The following is a 15,455-nucleotide window of genomic DNA, read 5'->3' as shown; positions in this document are numbered from 1 at the left end:
GTAACCGAAGTTCTCGGCTTCGCGAACTCATGGGAATGGACCCGTCATGATCTCCCCTGAGTCCGAGCTTAGAAAGCTCATGCTTGCGAGCCTGGACGGCAACGCGGTCGCGCATCGCGCGCTGCTTGGCCGCCTGAGCGGGCATCTGCGCGCGTATTACAGAAGCAAGCTCGCCCGGGCCGGACGGTCGGTCGGCGACGCGGAGGATCTCGTCCAGGAGGCGGTGCTGGCGATCCACCTCAAGCGGCACACCTACGATCCGACCGAACCGTTGACACCATGGGTGCATGCGATCGCGCGGTTCAAGGTGATCGACTTCCTGCGCCGGACGCGGAGGTCTACGACCGACCTGCCCATCGACGCGGCGGAGGATGTGACGGCGGGAGACGACCGGTCGGGCGCCGAGAGCAGCCTCGACTTGGCGCGTCTGATGAAAATGCTGCCGGAGAAAATGCGATGTTCCATCGTCGCGGTGAAGCTCGACGGCAGGAGCGTCGCGGAGGCCGCCGCGCGATGCGGCGTTTCCGAGTCTTCGGTGAAGATCAACATCCACCGCGGCCTGAAGAGATTGGCTGCTTCGATTGCGAAGGAATCGCGCGCATGAAGACGGACGAACTTCTCGACTTGCTGAGCACGGGCGACGTCGGCGTCGATCGGACGCCGCAGTCATGGACGATCGGCGCAGCGGTCGTGATCGGGGCCGCGCTGATCGGCGTGGCCTTCGTTCTCGGCTTCCGTCCGGATCTCGCCGATTCGCGCGCCGCCGGTTTTCTCGTCCTGAAGCTCTTGTTCGCGATGGCGGTCGTCGTGCTCGCATTCCTCTCCCTGGCGAAGCTCGCGCGTCCGGGTGGCGAGCGCAGGACGAGGCCGATCCTCATCGTCCTGCCGTTCGCCGTCATCGCGGCCCTCGGCCTGGTCAACCTTTCCTTCGCGCCGCCCGCCCATTGGGAGGCGATGATCGTCGGAGATCAGTGGTTGGAATGTCTGCTGTCGATACCGCTCATCGCGATCGTTCCTTTCGCCGCCACGATCTGGGCCGTGCGGAAGGGGGCGCCGACGGATCTCAGGCTCGCCGGGGCCGCGGCAGGACTATTCGCCGGCGGCGTGAGCGCGATGGCCTACGCGCTGCACTGCATGGACGACTCGCTACCCTTCGTGACGGTCTGGTACGGCGGAACGATCCTGTTGTGCACGCTCGCCGGAGCCGCTCTGGGCCCGCGTCTGCTGAGGTGGTGAACGATCGTCATCACGTCGGTGTGAGCCTGTAACCGGCAGTCGCTCGGGTCCGAACTTATCTCTGAAAGCGCAATGATGCCGCTTTCGTACCAGATGGAGTTGGACCATGTTGCGCAATACCATTTTTCTTTCCGCGATCCTGACGTCGGCCGTTGTATTTTCCGCCGCGGCGAATGCGGGTTCGACGATCACAGACAAGAGCTACTGGCCTAACGAAATCCACCAGCAGACCCGAGCCTCCGAAGCGTACCGGGCCGCAACCCCGCTCGAGTCGTTCGCCTCCGCCGGTCAGCCGGGGAGCGTCGCGCCGCAAATACGCGCGGGAGCCTGGACGTACAGCGGCGGGCCGAAGGGTCGATGATGGTTCCGCAACATCGGTCGTTCCCAGGAAGCTTGTCGTGACAGCTCGCGCAGGAGATGCTCCCCGTCGGGACGCGAAGCGTTTCCGGGTTGTCCGGGGAGTGCGGGGCTGGACGGTCGTGGACGACACGACCGGCCGCGAACTCGCAACGTCCCGCCACGGCCGGCATCCGCTGATGCAGACTGAGGCCGAGATCCTCTGCGGGTGCTTGAATTCGTCGCCGGACGCAAAAGCCATGGTTGGGCACAGCGACTTACAGATCGTCCCATTTCCTAGCCGGGCGATCGCGTCTGCGACGCAGGAAGACGACTGACTCTGTTTGCCACGAACGCCGAATACGCGCGGCGGACCGCGGACTGCTATGCATGCGGGATGCACGACGAAATGGTAGTCGGTGTTCCGAGTCGCTCCTATCTTAGAGTGACGTTTCGGTGCGGCAGATGCGACTACAACGCGAGTACTCCACCAATCAGCGGCCGCGCGGTTTGCGACGCGCCGTCTAGTTGGTTTCAGGGCGGTTGGCTATCGATCTGGCAAGCTTCTTCTCTGCGTCCTTTTCCAAGAAGTCCTCCGCAGTGCGCCCTGGTGCCGGTTCGAATGTGTCGTTGAGAAAGGGCCTGACAATTACGGCTATTGGCTCGAATGAAAATAACCCCACGGATAAGGGGTGGTTGAAACGGACGACTTTAAGTGTCGGACGCGCTGAAACGAAAGACCCCCCGCGACCGAAGAGTGGTTAGAGCTGCTAATTCGACTTCAAAATTCGGTCGGTGGATAATCCAACCTTGTTTCTAGAGGTGGCACGAACGAGTGCCAACGCCAGCAAGGCCGCGAGACTTAAGCCCGACGACACCAGCAGCACGCCGCCTCCCATGCGATCGATCAGGAGGCTGAACGCCAGCGGTGCCGCGGCCTGGGCGACACGCGCTGGCGCGCCGAGGATACCGAGCCGGTAGCCGTAGTCTTTGGGACCGAAGATCGCGAGCGGCAACGTACCTCGCGCGATGGTCAGGATGCCGTTGCCGGTGCCGTGGAAGATGGCAAAAGCGATCGCCGCCGGTCCGCCAACCAATGCCATCACGGCGGCCCCTATCGGATGAGTGACGCACGCGATGCGGGTCGAGACGATAGGGTGAAAGCGGCTCAGCAGACTGGCCTCCGCGATCCGCGCCATCACCTGCACGGGCCCGATGAAGGCGCCGGCGGCCACCGCCTGGATGCTCGTCGCACCCATCGATTCCAATATTCGTGGCAGATGGGCGGCCATCGCCCCCGTTACGGCCCAGGCGCAGGCGAACGCGATGGCCAGCAGCACCATCGTGCGGTCGATCGGTATATCCGGTTTGACCGACGCGGCCGCTGCAGCCGCCTGTCGCCCGACCCTCGGGAGGAAGACCGTGTTCAGAGGCAGCCCGATCAGGACATGCGCCGCCGCCCATGCAAAGCAGGTCTGACGCCAGCCGATTGTCTCCAGACCCCACGCCGATAGTGGCCATCCGACCGTGCTGGCGAAGCCCGCCAGTAGCGTGATGCCCGTGATCGCACGGCGGGCCTTGTCGCCGTAGATGCGTCCTAAGGCGCCGAACGCGGCGTCGTAGAGGCCGAGACCCATACCGACGCCTAGCACGACCCAAGCGGAGACGAGGACGGCGATGGAATGGGCACTTCCTAGAAGGACGAGACCTGCCGCCAGCGTTGCGTTCGAGAACGACAGGACCTGCCGGCCGCCGACGACATCGATCCGGCGGCCGACCCGAGGCCCCAGCAGTCCGGAGATTAACAGCGCTCCGGAAAAGGCGGCGAAGAACCAGTTGTTTGAGATGCCGAGATCGCGGGCGATCGGGTCGGCAAGGATTGCCGGCAGATAGTAGCTCGACGCCCATGCCAGGGTCTGCGTGGTGCCCAGCGCCAGGATGACTGGCAGTTGTCGGTCGTGCATCGAGACTCCGGTCCAGTTGACAGAGAAAAAACATTTCCATAAATCTGGATATATGAAAAAAGAAGAAGCCATTACCGCGCTGTCTGCGCTCGCGCAAGGCACCCGCCTCGACACCTTCCGTCTGCTCGTCCGACAAGAGCCTAACGGCGTGGCCGCTGGCGAACTGGCTCGCACCGTGGGCGTCCCGCAGAACACCATGTCGGCGCATCTCGCTATCCTGTCGCGGGCGGGCCTCGTCTCCGGCGAGCGTCACAGCCGCACGATCATCTACCGGGCTGACATTGCCGCGTTCCAGGCTCTCACCCTCTTCCTGATCCAGGACTGCTGCGGCGGCAGCCCGGAACTGTGCGGCCCTCTCATCGAGAGCCTACAGCCATGCTGCCCGCCGAGACCCGCAGCGAAGACGAAACGCAACAAGGAGAAATCCCGTGTCTGACAGGACCTACAACGTATTGTTTCTCTGCACCGGCAACTCGGCGCGTTCGATCTTGGCCGAGTCCATCATGCGGAAGGACGGCGCCGGGCGTTTCCGGGCGTTCTCCGCTGGAAGCACTCCCAAGGGCGAGGTTAATCCGTTCGCGTTCAGTGTGCTGGAAAGCCTGGACTATCCGACCGATGGAATGCGCTCTAAGAGTTGGACCGAGTTCGCGGCTCCGGACGCGCCCGTGATGGATTTCGTGTTCACCGTCTGCGACAACGCCGCCGGCGAATCTTGCCCGGTCTGGCCCGGGCAGCCGATGACGGCGCACTGGGGCATCGAGGACCCCTCTGACGTCGAAGGAGCGGACCTTCTGAAGCATACGGCGTTCCTGACGGCCTTCCGGTATCTGAAAAACCGGATAGCGGCCTTCACGGCACTCCCTATCGACGGCATCGACAGGCTGTCGCTCGGCACCAAGTTGCGCGAGATCGGCCGCACGGAAGGCACCACGTCGTCCCGTCCGGACGTGGCCTGACATGAGCATTTTCGAGCGGTACCTCACCCTGTGGGTGGCGCTGTGCATCGTCGCTGGCGTGGCCCTCGGGCACGCGATGCCAGGCGCATTCGCCACCGTCGCCGGCGCGGAGGTGGCGAAGGTCAACCTGCCCGTTGCGGTGCTGATCTGGCTGATGATCATCCCGATGCTGCTGAAGATCGATTTCGGCGCGCTGGGCAAGGTCACCGAGCACATGCGCGGCGTCGGCGTGACCCTGTTCATCAACTGGGCCGTGAAGCCGTTCTCCATGGCGCTGCTGGGGACATTCTTCATCGGGCACCTGTTCGCGCCTGTGCTACCGGCCGAGCAGATTCCCTCTTACATCGCCGGCCTGATCCTGCTCGCGGCGGCTCCCTGCACGGCGATGGTGTTCGTGTGGTCGAACCTCGTCGGCGGAGAGCCGCACTACACGCTCGGCCAGGTCGCCCTCAACGACGTGCTTATGGTGTTTCTGTTCGCTCCGCTCGTCGGCCTGCTGCTCGGCGTCGCATCCATCACGGTGCCATGGGCAACTTTGCTCCTGTCCGTGGCGCTCTACATCGTGGCGCCGGTGTTGCTCGCCCAGGTCTGGCGACGGCTGCTGCTGCGCGCCGGCCAGCCGGGGTTCGACCGCACCATGGCGCGGCTGCAGCCGCTGTCGCTGGTCGCCCTGCTGGCTACACTGGTGCTGCTGTTCGGCTTCCAGGGCGAACAGATCATCAAGCAGCCCACTGTAATCGCGTTGCTGGCGGTGCCGATCCTGGTGCAGGTCTACTTCAACGCAGGCCTTGCGTACTGGCTCAGCCGCCGGTTCGGGGTGGCCTGGTGCGTGGCCGCCCCGGCGGCCCTGATAGGTGCCAGCAATTTCTTCGAACTGGCGGTTGCCGCCGCCATAAGCCTGTTTGGCCTCGATTCCGGCGCGGCGCTGGCAACCGTCGTAGGGGTTCTGGTCGAAGTCCCCGTCATGCTGTCGGTCGTGAAGATCGTCCAGAGGTCGCGCGGCTGGTACGAAGCCGGCGCCGGCCAAACCGAAACGAAACCTGCGGAGGTCCGGCCATGACCGTCACCATCTTCCACAATCCCGACTGCGGGACCTCCCGCAACACGCTGGCGATGATCCGCCAGAGCGGCGTCGAGCCCGACGTGATCGAGTATCTGAAGACCCCGCCTTCCCGTGAAAAGCTTCTCGAACTGATCGCCGACATGGGTATATCCGTCCGGGACTTGCTGCGCGAGAAGGGCACGCCCTTCGCCGACCTCGGCCTGGCAGATCCGGCGAAGACCGACGACGACCTGATCGACGCCATGCTGACCCATCCGATCCTGATCAACCGGCCGATCGTGGCCACGGAGAAAGGCGTCAGACTCTGCCGACCGTCGGAGGAAGTGTTGGCGCTTCTGCCGAATCCGCACATCGGGCGGTTCGTGAAGGAAGACGGAGAGATCGTCGATGCCGCCTGATCTGCCGAACATCGATCCCGCCGCGTTCCGGGCCCCCGACGCGACGGTTCTGCAGCGGACGCCCGCCATCGGGCACAGTCCGCGGATTCTCCTGCTGTACGGCTCGCTGCGGGAGCGGTCCTTCAGCCGCTTCGCCGTCGAGGAGACGGCACGCCTTCTGCAGGCGTTCGGTGCCGAGACCCGCGTCTTCGACCCTTCCGGCCTGCCGCTTCCGGACGACGCGCCGGCGACGCATCCGAAGGTCGCGGAACTCCGCGACCTGTCAGCCTGGTCCGAAGGACAAGTTTGGTGCAGCCGCGAGCGCCATGGTGCCATGACTGGCATCATGAAGGCGCAGATCGACTGGATCCCGCTCTCCATCGGCGCCGTCCGTCCGACGCAGGGCAAGACGCTCGCCGTGATGCAGGTCAGCGGCGGATCGCAGTCGTTCAACGCTGTGAACCAGCTTCGCGTGCTCGGCCGCTGGATGCGGATGATCACGATCCCCAATCAATCGTCCGGACTATGAGATCATTTGCAGATCGACATGCGCTTCCTGCGGGTAACTATTCCCGCATTTTCAGTCGCGGTGGTAGAGATCCGCACCGAATTTGCGAACGCCTGGCGGGCGGCTGGCTCCAGTCCATCCGGTGTCCGTGCCGTCGAGCCGGTATCGTTCGTGTTCTCCGCCGCATAGCCGCTTCTCGCGCGACGAATTCGTCCTCGGCACGGAGGGCCTGCGCCCCGTCCTGCGCGATCTCATCGAAGGGTCGGGCGGAGCCCTCTACGCGCTCGGCACCTGGCACAATCATCTCGTTTCCAGCGGCCCGTCGGCGCGCGACGTGAGGACGGCCGCGCTCCTTTGCGTCAGCCAGTTTTTTCCCTTGCTGATGCTGATCCATACGCCGGCGGGATACGTGCATTTCACCGCGGAGGCGCTGTCCGACGCCGTCGCCCCGCTGGTTCAGGAAGACGGAGCAACCGGATGAGGAATCCGATCGATGCCTATACGGTACGTGCGCGGCTCATTCCGGCCGTGATAGGAGGCGCGCCGGCTTTCGCGTTCGTCGCGATCTTCATCGCCTGGGGCGGTGTCGCGCTTACCAATCTCATCGCGGGCACCGGGCTCGCCGTCTGTTCGCCATGTTCGCCGACGTTGCGCGCCGCCGCGGCCGGGCGATCGAGCCGGCGATCATCGAAAAGATGGGTGGTCTGCCGACGACGGTGACGCTGCGGCATCGCGACCCGACGTACGACGCGGCGACCAAGTCCGGCTTCCATGCATTCATCGCTCGGAAGCTGGGCGAAGCCGCCCCGTCGGCGGCGGAGGAATCGGCGGATCCCGGCGCCGCGGACGCCTACTACGCGCGGGGTACCGCGTGGCTGCGCGAGAACACCCGCAACAGGAAGAAGTTCGACATACTCTTCAACGAGAACGTCGACTACGGCTTCCGAAGAAACCTGCTCGGTCTGAAGCGGCCGGGCTTCGTTCTCAACGCCCTCATCGTCCTTGTCTGCATCGCGATCTTCTGGCGCCGTTGGCCGGTGGACCTTTCGGACGGTTTCGACGCGAAGGTACTGGCGGTGGTGGTGATCGCCGCGATCCATGCTGCGTACCTCGCTCTGTTCGTGACCGAGGAAGGCGTGTTCGAGGCCGCTCGGTCCTACGCCCGTCAATTGCTTCTCAGCATTCAGTCGCCACATCTGAACAAGGATTCGAAAAAACCGACGGCGCGCAAGGCCCCGAACAGGCGGGCGGCCGGGACGGTCGTCCGGCGCGGAGCAGGACCATCATGAAGATTTTCGTAAGCTCGCTGATAACCGGGATGGAGCCCTTCAGGGCTGCGGCGAAGGCTGCCATCGAAGAGCTCGGCCACGCGCCAGTGATGGCCGAGGATTTCGTGCCAGGTCCCCGCTCGCCGCAGGTCGCGTGTCTGTCGGGCGTCCGCGAGGCGGCGTTGACGCTATTGCTCCTCGGCGGCGAATACGGCGTTCGGCAGCAGTCCGGCTTCTCGGCGACGGAGGAGGAGTTCCGCGAAGCGCGTGAGGCGCGGCCGGTCATAGCGTTCGTGCAGAACGGCGTGGCGCAGGGCGCCGATCAGGCGTCGTTCGTGAAGGATGTCCAGAGCTGGAGCGGCGGATACTTCCGTGGCGCTTTCGACGATCCGGACGATCTCCGGCGCAAGATCGTTCGCGCGCTGCACGAATGGGAGCTTTCCATCGCGACTTCCCCGGTCGATCACCGGGGATTGTCCGCCGCGGTTCGGGCGCTGATGCCGGTGGAGCAGCGGGGCCGCATGGCGTCGGGCGGGCCGATCATCGTCATGGGCATTGCGAGCGGACCTTCCCATGCGATCCTGCGGCCGAGCGAGATCGAGGATGCCGCCCTCGGGGACAAGCTTCTCAGGGAGGCGATGTTCGGCGCCAACAGGATTTTCGACAGCAGGGCGGGATCTGACACCCGACTCGATGGCGGCTCGCTCATCATCTTCCAGGATCGGGGCGCGGAGCTCCTGGTCGATCCTCAGGGCACGCTACGCATGAGGATGCCGATCCCGAAGGCGAACGACGCCCACTTCGGGGTGTCGGCCATCATCGAAGAGGAGGTCCGTGGGATACTTCTGCGTGGCTTCGGCTTCGCAGAATGGCTTCTCGGCGAAATCGATCCCACCCAGCGGCTGACCCATTCCGCGCCGGCCGTCGCGATCGAGGGCGCTTCCGTCCATGCTTGGCGGACGCGGCGGCAGCACGACGCCAGCCCGAACCGCATGACGATGCGCATGCAGACCGACGATCACGGGCCGATCCTGTTGTCGCCGCCGGTCCGCCCCCGCGCGGCGCTGCGCTTCGATGCAGAGCGCATGGTCGAGGATTTTCTGACCCTTCTCGCTCGCGCGTACAGGACGGAGTGACGCTCATGACTTCTCCTAAAGGTACGCCCGCTCCGGATGTGGTCGAGGTCGTAGCGGACAGGTGGGACGACGACGACACGCCGTACCGGATGCCAACATTCTCCGGACGCAACATCGTCGTCTTCTCGGACGGAACGGGCCAGGCCGGCGGCGTCGAAGTCGATGAATTCCGGAGCAACGTCTACAAGCTCTTCAGGGCAACGCGTTGCGGTCCTGACTCCATCATCGACCCCGACCGTCAATTGGCTTACTACGATCCGGGCCTCGGCTCGCGGCTCGCCGGTGACGACATCAAGGTGCCGTTCCTGCGCCGCATCTACAACGGCCTCGGCAGTGCTACGGGCCTCGGAATCACCGGCAACCTGGTCGATTGCTATGTGGCTCTGATGAGGCTCTGGCGTCCCGGAGACCGCATCTTCCTCTTCGGCTTCAGCCGCGGCGCCTACACGGTGCGGTGCCTTGCCGGTGTGCTCGGACTCTGCGGGATTCCGACCCGAATGCCGGACGGCTCCCCGCTCCAGCGGGATCCGGAGACGCTCAAGGCGATCGCCGTGGAGGCCGTGAAGCGCGTCTATCGGCACGGAAGCGGTGCTGCGGACCGGGACGACGATCACGCCACGGATCGCACCCGGTCACTCAAGCTGCAGCGGACCGCTCTCGGCGCTCAGTTCAGGCGGCGCTACGCGTCGGAGGAGGCAGGAAGCTCGAACGCGGTGCCGCACTTCATCGGCGTATGGGATACGGTCGCCGCGATCGGGGTGAGCTCATCGCTCGTCCCTTGGCTCTGGGCCATCGCCGCCACCCTCGTGGCCGGCTCCTCGGCGGTCCTGGCGTGGATTCTGGCGCGATACGGTTACGTCTTCTGGATGACGTGGATCGAGGCCATGGCCGCCGTCGGCGTCGCCGGACTGACGTCGTATTATCTGCTGCGTCTCAAGGTCTCGTTCGGCGTGCCTGGCTTCGGTTGGTGGCAGACGGTGCACCTGACCAACCTGCAGATGAAGTTCTTCGACCGCCATCTGAACCCGCTCGTCCGCTACGCACGTCACGCGCTGGCCCTCGACGAGCGGCGGGCGGACTTCGACCGCGTTCCGTGGGCGAACGACGCCGAGCCGCCGAACCGGGAGATCGAGGAGGGCGCCGATCTCAGGCAGCTATGGTTCGCCGGCAACCATTCCGATGTCGGGGGCAGCTACCCCGAAAACGAATCGAGGCTGTCGGACATCGCCCTGAAGTGGATGGCCTGCCAGGCGAAGAAGGCGGGCCTGCTGGTGAACGAGAGCCTGCTCGCGACCTATGGTCGACATACCGGGCAACAGCATGACGAGTGCCGGGTGGGCGTCCGGCTGCTGTTTTGGAGGCTGAACTGGAAGGAGAAGTCCAGAAAGGTCGTTCCCAAGGCCACCTATCATCCATCGGTCAAGCGTCGCTTCGACGAAGCCCGTGTCCTCGTCTACGACAAGGAGCAGCCCTATCGACCGGATCTTCTCGCCGACCACGTCGATTTCAAAGACGTCTACGCGGCAGAGGCCGGCCGATTGGCCGACGCCGTGTCAAGCTAGGCGAACAGACGCGCGACTACGGACCATCTGACGAGCATCAAGGGCGGGGTTCCCGCCAGCGCCGGCGCCGCTTGCCGCGGGCGAAAATGTGGTACACAGTGGTGGCCACAAAAAATATGCCGGTCTTTCGGGAATGCCTTGTTTTACGGGTTTTCGAGGGCCTACGCGGCCGCTGGCTGAGAATCCCCCCCTCTCCGCCAGTTTAACCCCATAACCATCTGTATTTGTTAGATTAAGTTGTTGGGGTAATTGGGTTATCCCACATTCCATCCACCAAAAATCCTCGGATGGAATTGGATTTATTCGGACGAAAATAAATCAAGTCACCGGGTCTTAGGCCCTGTTCGTCCTTTCCCGCCGAAATACCCTGCCGATCATGAAAAGAAGAGGCAGAGGTCGTCCGAAAGGGACCGGTGGTCTAGTCACCACCCTGAGCTCAGGAGACGAAAAGTCTCTCGCTCGGTTCACAGCGACCATGATAAGCGCGGGAAGCTGGCGATGCTCATGTCAGTCACGCTAGGCCTGCGTGCCGGCGAGCTGGCCGTGCTTCGATTCGCAGACGTCTTCTCCTCCGAAGGGCGCGTCCTCCCGGCGCTTGTGCTTAACCCCAAAAGCGCCTCCCGCCCGATCCGGTTAGCGCTCCATGATAAAGCTCTGCGCAGTGCTTTGGCAGATTGCTTCGAGCACCACGCAACGTTCAGTCCCGCAGATCTACAGCAGCCTCTGTTTCAATCGCAACGAAAAGGCGCGCTGACGACCGCGTCGATGGCGAGATACCTCACGTCAATTTACAAGCGAGCTGGGATCGTGGGGGCAACGTCGCGGACTGGCCGGGCCACTATGATAGCAAAATTCCTGTCTACAGATAACGCGTCAGCTTTCTTGCTTCGGCGATAACAATTCAAAGTCGCTAGATTAAGCGGCGCTCGAAAGGCTGGATGCGCCTATCGACGCGACTCAGATTGCCATCGCTCAACACGGAGAACCTTGGGGGAAAGACTGTCGACGATCACGCCTGCCGATCTCGTCGCAGCTCTCACGGGTGACCCTGAAGCTCTAGACGTGCATTTATCGATTGTGGAGCGTGACGTCTTGATCGACGGCTTCGTGGTCAAGGTTCATTGCCACTGCCTCTCTGTCGACGGCAACGGACGCGTTCAACCTCAACTTCTCGCACAGTTCATGCGCAACGCACTGGCGGACTACGCCATCTCCCGCTCCAAGCTTGCGCAGGCCAAAGCTCGGGATCTCAAATACAATAGTACAGAAGCTGTACCGCTCTCGTCGAGCAGGCATGTCGCTCCTTCACCGATCTCGCGAAGACCGGGGGGGAGATCCAAAAGCGGGCGCAGCCGTGCTATTCGCACGGACAGCTTGCGACATGACTAGACCTCTTGTTGCGAGTTAGGGCCCGAGGGAAGCGCCAACTTCCCTTTGGTCCGATTTTCGGTTAACGCTAAATCATGAAGAAGTCAATTGGCGTTAACGCGAATAAGCGCGGCCGTCCTGTTACCACGGGTACCGGCACTGTCATCGGCGTGCGAATGCTCGACGAACCTTTAGCGGCAATCGACGCATGGATTGCAAAACAGCGAGATCCGGAGCTATCGCGCCCCGAGGCCATCCGCCGCCTAGTCGAGCTCGGCCTGGCTGGCGCGACCGCCGGCCGCGCGAAGAAGTCGGCGACTTCGTCGAAGTCATCCGAGCTCGCCGGCAAGCAGATCGACAAGATGAGCGATCAATCGGCGTCGGCGGAGGAACAGGAGACGCGTAAGCGGCGTCTGCTCAAAGGGCCGTCAGAATTCCGCGATGTGCGGAGAGATCGAAAGAAGAAGCCGTGAACAAAAAGTCTTCCGACGGAATGACAAACGCCGCTCGCGCCGAAGCTGTTTTCAAACCTGTGAAGATGGATCCCCCGCCGTTAGACGGGCAGGCCTTGGAAAAGAAAGCTTTCGACGACAATCGCGAACGCTTGAAGGCGGAGCGGCTTGCACGCGAAGCCAAGGCTGGTGAGAAGAAGGTCAGCCGCTGAAATGTCTAATCGGCGATGGTTGCTGCTTTTTGCTTTCGTTCTCGTCTGCTTGGTGGCAGCCGTAGGCACCTGGTACTATCGGAGCAAATGCCATGGCTTGGATGCATGTGCAGCTGCGGAAGCCGAAAGTCACGAGCGGGAAAAGCCGTCTGAGCCTCAGTGAAAAACGGAAATATTCATGGTCTACTACGAGGCGTGGCTGCGACTGAAGCCGGAGCTTGGACAAGAGATCGGTCCGTTCAAGTTGAGCGATCCCTTTGATGCTGACACGCAGGCGGAGGCGGTGGCTGCCGCTTTCGAATGGATGGAGCGCAACACGCCGGAGAACTGTGAGGCCGCTGAGCTCTGGCTGCACGAAGGTGATTCGAAGACCAAGCTTTGGTCCGCTGAGATTGCATGACCACGGCACGCCATCATGATGACGAAGCATCAGTCTTCAAGCGAGTACTTGGCGTGCAACGGACCGAGAATAGTCTGAGCTGCGCCAAAACCCTCGCGGGTTGGCGCCGGCTCTAGCGAACCGAATGTCCAGTTTTGGCCGTCAGCATCGCGGGGACACAGGCGGACGATGCGGACGGTCTGGATGTCTCTTGTGAGCGGGTCGCCGCTGAGCTCCCGAAGGCATTCGATTTGAAGTTCTGCAGCTGACAATTTCTTTGCGTCGTTGGACACGGACAGATCCTAATCGAGAGGCTTGTCGTCTTCGGTCGACGGATCTTGCTCAGGCGAACAAATGTCGCCGCCGCCGAGGTCTTCTTCCGGGGGCGGATATTCGGTATCGCCTGGCATGTGGCCGGTTAGTTTCCCGCCTGAGATCGTCGACGAGAACAATCGGAGATTTGCTCATCGCCGGCGCCCTACAGCGACGCCTAGCAAGAAGGCTACGAGGATCGAACCGAGAGGCGCCTGGCGTCCGATCCTCGCGAGCAGGTCAAGGGGACGTCCCGGCTTGCGCGCTTCCGTGATCGCTGCGCCAGCTCCCTGCGCTGCGTCCTTGACGCCCTCGACAACGACCGTGTGCAGATCTTCGACCGGCTCAGCTGTCGGCTCTGGGTGTTCCTCGGACATTCCATTCTCCTCGACAGCGCCTCAATAGCGGCGAACGTTCCACAGCGGCCGGAACTGTTCACGGAAAGTAGGTTTAAGCCTCCGAACCGAGGAGCTCCACATGACACGTCAGTCTATTGCTATATTCGCCGCAGTCCTCATCGCAGCATCAGGGACTGTGTTCGCCCAAGGCGGCGGAGGCGGCAGCGGCGGCGGTGGTGGTGGGGGAGGTGGCGGCGGAGGTGCCGGTGCGGGTGGATCGGCCGGAGGTGGAGCTGCTGGCGGCGGGGCAGCGGGCAGTAGCTCACCCGGTGGAGGCTCTGGCCTCGGCGGCAATGCTAATCAGCCAAACAACGGAAACCTAAACTCCGTTACACGGGAGAACGGCACGAACGATAACAAAGCTGTCCCTTCGCCTTCGACCATCAGCGGTTCGTCGAGCTCTCCATCCTATGGGCAGTCGCCCGGCGGCGCCGCGGCGACCAAGTCGCTGAGCAGCACAAATACCGGAGTGATGGTCAATCCGAATGCGGCGCCACCGTCGTCGGATAACGGAAACGCGAGCGTCGCGCCGGCTGGCCGCGTTGGGGACCGGACGCCGAGCCGCGACGCAAGGTGATTGCACACATCATCCGCAATGCTAGAGGCCGTAGATCTCTTCGGCATATCTTTTGACTTCTGCCGGCGCCGCGACCTCGAGGTCACGCAAGTATTGCAAAAATGCTTCACCGGACTTCGCCGAGAAGATTTTTGCTTTAAGCCTTAGTTCAGTTCGGAGCGGCTCTTCCGACAGGAGCGACGCGCATTCGTTGTCGAGAAACATCGCATCAACATATGGGCCGTACGTTGAGATCGCACGGATATCGTTCATCATCCCACGGGATGGATGCCGCTTTTGACCACTAGCCAGCCGACGAGCTATTCCTGCGAAAAGGTAGGCAGAAATCCTGTGAACGGGCATCTCTCTATTCATAGGCCAATCCCAAAAATTGTAGACCGCGCCAACTGCCTCACGGTCTGTCTGGTCTTTCTGTCTAAAAAACTCCTTCAACTGATTGAATTCACGCATTGTCGGATGAGACAGTCGGTCTAAGAATTCCTGAGTGTCGTGGTCTATCTCAAGAGCTTCTTGTGCCCGCTTCGCTGCATGTCGCAGCGCGCCCCGCTTCGCTTTGCTAAAATCGTTGAGTTCATGCATCAAGACATCGGTAAAGCTAGGTTTTTGAGCGATCCATCGCTCCCACAGCGGGGTGCAACTCGCGTCCGCCTCTTCTCTATGTTTCCGAATACCCTCCGCAAAAATTCCGTAATCCATATTTGCGGATATATGCAGGTCGCGGATCCACTCGTTACGCTCCGCACCTTCTAGAATTTCATCGACATCGAACAATATGGCGGGCTCGGCAGAGCCAGCGGCGTATGCGCTAGCATGCGCAAACGTCTGGCTCAGTTCGACGTCCTCAATGTTGGCAAGCGAGATGTCTCCGCTAAGCATATCATGTGCAAGCGCGAGCTCACTTCGGAACGGCGAGACAATTGTTTCGTCTCTGTGAATGTTCGAGCCGGGAAAAATGACCTGCTGTAGCAAGAATGTCCGGTTGACCTGGTCGGCAATCTCTTCCCACAGAGCTTGACCGCCAGCAGCAGCATTCCGCTTTCCGGATTTCAGCTTATAAATTTCACTGATTGCGAGTTGATCTAGATAGACAACCTTTTTATCCACGGGTGGGAGAGTTTCATCGCAAACATAGCGGCAATCCTTACAGCGTCGCCGGAGCATGGTCCCGCCGGCTGACAATATGCCAAACGCAGGTTTGCCGCAGGCGAAGCAATTTCTAAATGGTCCGCGCTCGAACATCTTTGTTTTCGCCCCCGAGTGACTCTCCTCGATACACGCTCATTTTTCGCAACCAATCTCCTTCTTGATGGGCTCGACCTGCGCCAGCGTCCGGCAAGCGTTTTCGCATGGG

The 15,455-nt window shown here is 62.2% G+C and carries 17 protein-coding genes and 1 pseudogene; 15 read left to right on the top strand and 3 right to left on the bottom strand.

The genetic code is table 11. The annotated features are described in order from the left end of the window. Nucleotides 1-46 precede the first annotated feature (46 nt). From AC1RQ5_RS01350 to AC1RQ5_RS01340, 3 genes are all read left to right on the top strand, one after another. Nucleotides 47-604, top strand: a complete 558-nt coding sequence (locus AC1RQ5_RS01350; protein ID WP_493196809.1) for a sigma-70 family RNA polymerase sigma factor — start codon at nt 47-49, stop codon at nt 602-604. After that, nucleotides 601-1,236, top strand: coding sequence for an NrsF family protein (locus AC1RQ5_RS01345; RefSeq protein ID WP_493196808.1), 636 nt, complete (start codon nt 601-603; stop codon nt 1,234-1,236). The genes AC1RQ5_RS01350 and AC1RQ5_RS01345 overlap by 4 nt, the downstream gene beginning before the upstream one ends. Before the next feature lie 106 nt (nt 1,237-1,342). After that, nucleotides 1,343-1,597, top strand: a complete 255-nt coding sequence (locus tag AC1RQ5_RS01340; protein ID WP_493196807.1) for a hypothetical protein — start codon at nt 1,343-1,345, stop codon at nt 1,595-1,597. A 745-nt stretch (nt 1,598-2,342) separates the two neighbouring features. Here the strand turns inward: AC1RQ5_RS01340 and AC1RQ5_RS01335 are convergent. Then, complete coding sequence (locus AC1RQ5_RS01335; RefSeq protein ID WP_493196806.1) at nt 2,343-3,536, bottom strand: MFS transporter; 1,194 nt, start codon at nt 3,534-3,536, stop codon at nt 2,343-2,345. 52 nt (nt 3,537-3,588) lie between these two features. Here AC1RQ5_RS01335 and AC1RQ5_RS01330 point away from each other — a divergent pair, with 52 nt between their 5' ends. The 12 genes and pseudogenes from AC1RQ5_RS01330 to AC1RQ5_RS01275 all read left to right on the top strand — a co-directional run bounded on the left by AC1RQ5_RS01330 (nt 3,589) and on the right by AC1RQ5_RS01275 (nt 12,838). Then, the gene (locus AC1RQ5_RS01330) at nt 3,589-3,972 is read left to right on the top strand and encodes an ArsR/SmtB family transcription factor (protein ID WP_493196805.1); all 384 of its coding nucleotides are present in this window, start codon (nt 3,589-3,591) and stop codon (nt 3,970-3,972) included. Next, nucleotides 3,965-4,492 carry an arsenate reductase ArsC gene (locus AC1RQ5_RS01325; protein ID WP_493196804.1) on the top strand — a complete coding sequence of 176 codons (528 nt, stop codon included), beginning with the start codon at nt 3,965-3,967 and terminating at the stop codon, nt 4,490-4,492. The genes AC1RQ5_RS01330 and AC1RQ5_RS01325 overlap by 8 nt, the downstream gene beginning before the upstream one ends. Nucleotide 4,493: 1 nt before the next feature. Continuing rightward, nucleotides 4,494-5,552, top strand: a complete 1,059-nt coding sequence (arsB, locus tag AC1RQ5_RS01320; protein WP_493196803.1) for an ACR3 family arsenite efflux transporter — start codon at nt 4,494-4,496, stop codon at nt 5,550-5,552. Further along, nucleotides 5,549-5,953, top strand: a complete 405-nt coding sequence (arsC, locus tag AC1RQ5_RS01315) for an arsenate reductase (glutaredoxin) (RefSeq protein ID WP_493196802.1) — start codon at nt 5,549-5,551, stop codon at nt 5,951-5,953. Before arsB ends, arsC begins: the two co-directional genes overlap by 4 nt. Continuing rightward, nucleotides 5,943-6,452: pseudogene (arsH, locus tag AC1RQ5_RS01310) on the top strand (arsenical resistance protein ArsH); the annotation flags it as partial. The gene arsC and the pseudogene arsH, both read left to right, overlap by 11 nt. A gap of 130 nt (nt 6,453-6,582) precedes the next feature. Beyond that, the gene (locus AC1RQ5_RS01305; protein WP_493196801.1) at nt 6,583-6,921 is read left to right on the top strand and encodes a hypothetical protein; all 339 of its coding nucleotides are present in this window, start codon (nt 6,583-6,585) and stop codon (nt 6,919-6,921) included. A gap of 154 nt (nt 6,922-7,075) precedes the next feature. Next, entirely contained in the window at nt 7,076-7,729 is a 654-nt protein-coding gene (locus AC1RQ5_RS01300) for a hypothetical protein (protein ID WP_493196800.1), read from the top strand. After that, nucleotides 7,726-8,844 carry a DUF4062 domain-containing protein gene (locus tag AC1RQ5_RS01295; RefSeq protein WP_493196799.1) on the top strand — a complete coding sequence of 373 codons (1,119 nt, stop codon included), beginning with the start codon at nt 7,726-7,728 and terminating at the stop codon, nt 8,842-8,844. The genes AC1RQ5_RS01300 and AC1RQ5_RS01295 overlap by 4 nt, the downstream gene beginning before the upstream one ends. Nucleotides 8,845-8,849: 5 nt before the next feature. Beyond that, complete coding sequence (locus AC1RQ5_RS01290; RefSeq protein WP_493196798.1) at nt 8,850-10,406, top strand: T6SS phospholipase effector Tle1-like catalytic domain-containing protein; 1,557 nt, start codon at nt 8,850-8,852, stop codon at nt 10,404-10,406. 1,463 nt (nt 10,407-11,869) lie between these two features. After that, nucleotides 11,870-12,247 (top strand): hypothetical protein, encoded by a 378-nt coding sequence (locus AC1RQ5_RS01285; RefSeq protein ID WP_493196797.1) that lies wholly within the window; start codon nt 11,870-11,872, stop codon nt 12,245-12,247. Then, nucleotides 12,244-12,438 (top strand): hypothetical protein, encoded by a 195-nt coding sequence (locus AC1RQ5_RS01280; protein ID WP_493196796.1) that lies wholly within the window; start codon nt 12,244-12,246, stop codon nt 12,436-12,438. The genes AC1RQ5_RS01285 and AC1RQ5_RS01280 overlap by 4 nt, the downstream gene beginning before the upstream one ends. 178 nt (nt 12,439-12,616) lie before the next feature. Continuing rightward, nucleotides 12,617-12,838 (top strand): hypothetical protein, encoded by a 222-nt coding sequence (locus AC1RQ5_RS01275; protein ID WP_493196795.1) that lies wholly within the window; start codon nt 12,617-12,619, stop codon nt 12,836-12,838. 29 nt (nt 12,839-12,867) lie between these two features. Here AC1RQ5_RS01275 and AC1RQ5_RS01270 read toward each other — a convergent pair whose 3' ends face one another. Together AC1RQ5_RS01270 and AC1RQ5_RS01265 are read right to left on the bottom strand one after the other, a co-directional pair. Continuing rightward, nucleotides 12,868-13,110 carry a hypothetical protein gene (locus AC1RQ5_RS01270; RefSeq protein WP_493196794.1) on the bottom strand — a complete coding sequence of 81 codons (243 nt, stop codon included), beginning with the start codon at nt 13,108-13,110 and terminating at the stop codon, nt 12,868-12,870. 1,015 nt (nt 13,111-14,125) lie between these two features. Next, nucleotides 14,126-15,343 carry a hypothetical protein gene (locus AC1RQ5_RS01265; RefSeq protein ID WP_493196793.1) on the bottom strand — a complete coding sequence of 406 codons (1,218 nt, stop codon included), beginning with the start codon at nt 15,341-15,343 and terminating at the stop codon, nt 14,126-14,128. Nucleotides 15,344-15,455 lie beyond the last annotated feature (112 nt).

The sequence above is a fragment of the Tardiphaga sp. GW821-FHT12E02 genome (assembly GCF_058807155.1).
Note: the sequence above shows the minus strand (reverse complement) of the source record. Positions and strands in the feature narration are given on the sequence as shown.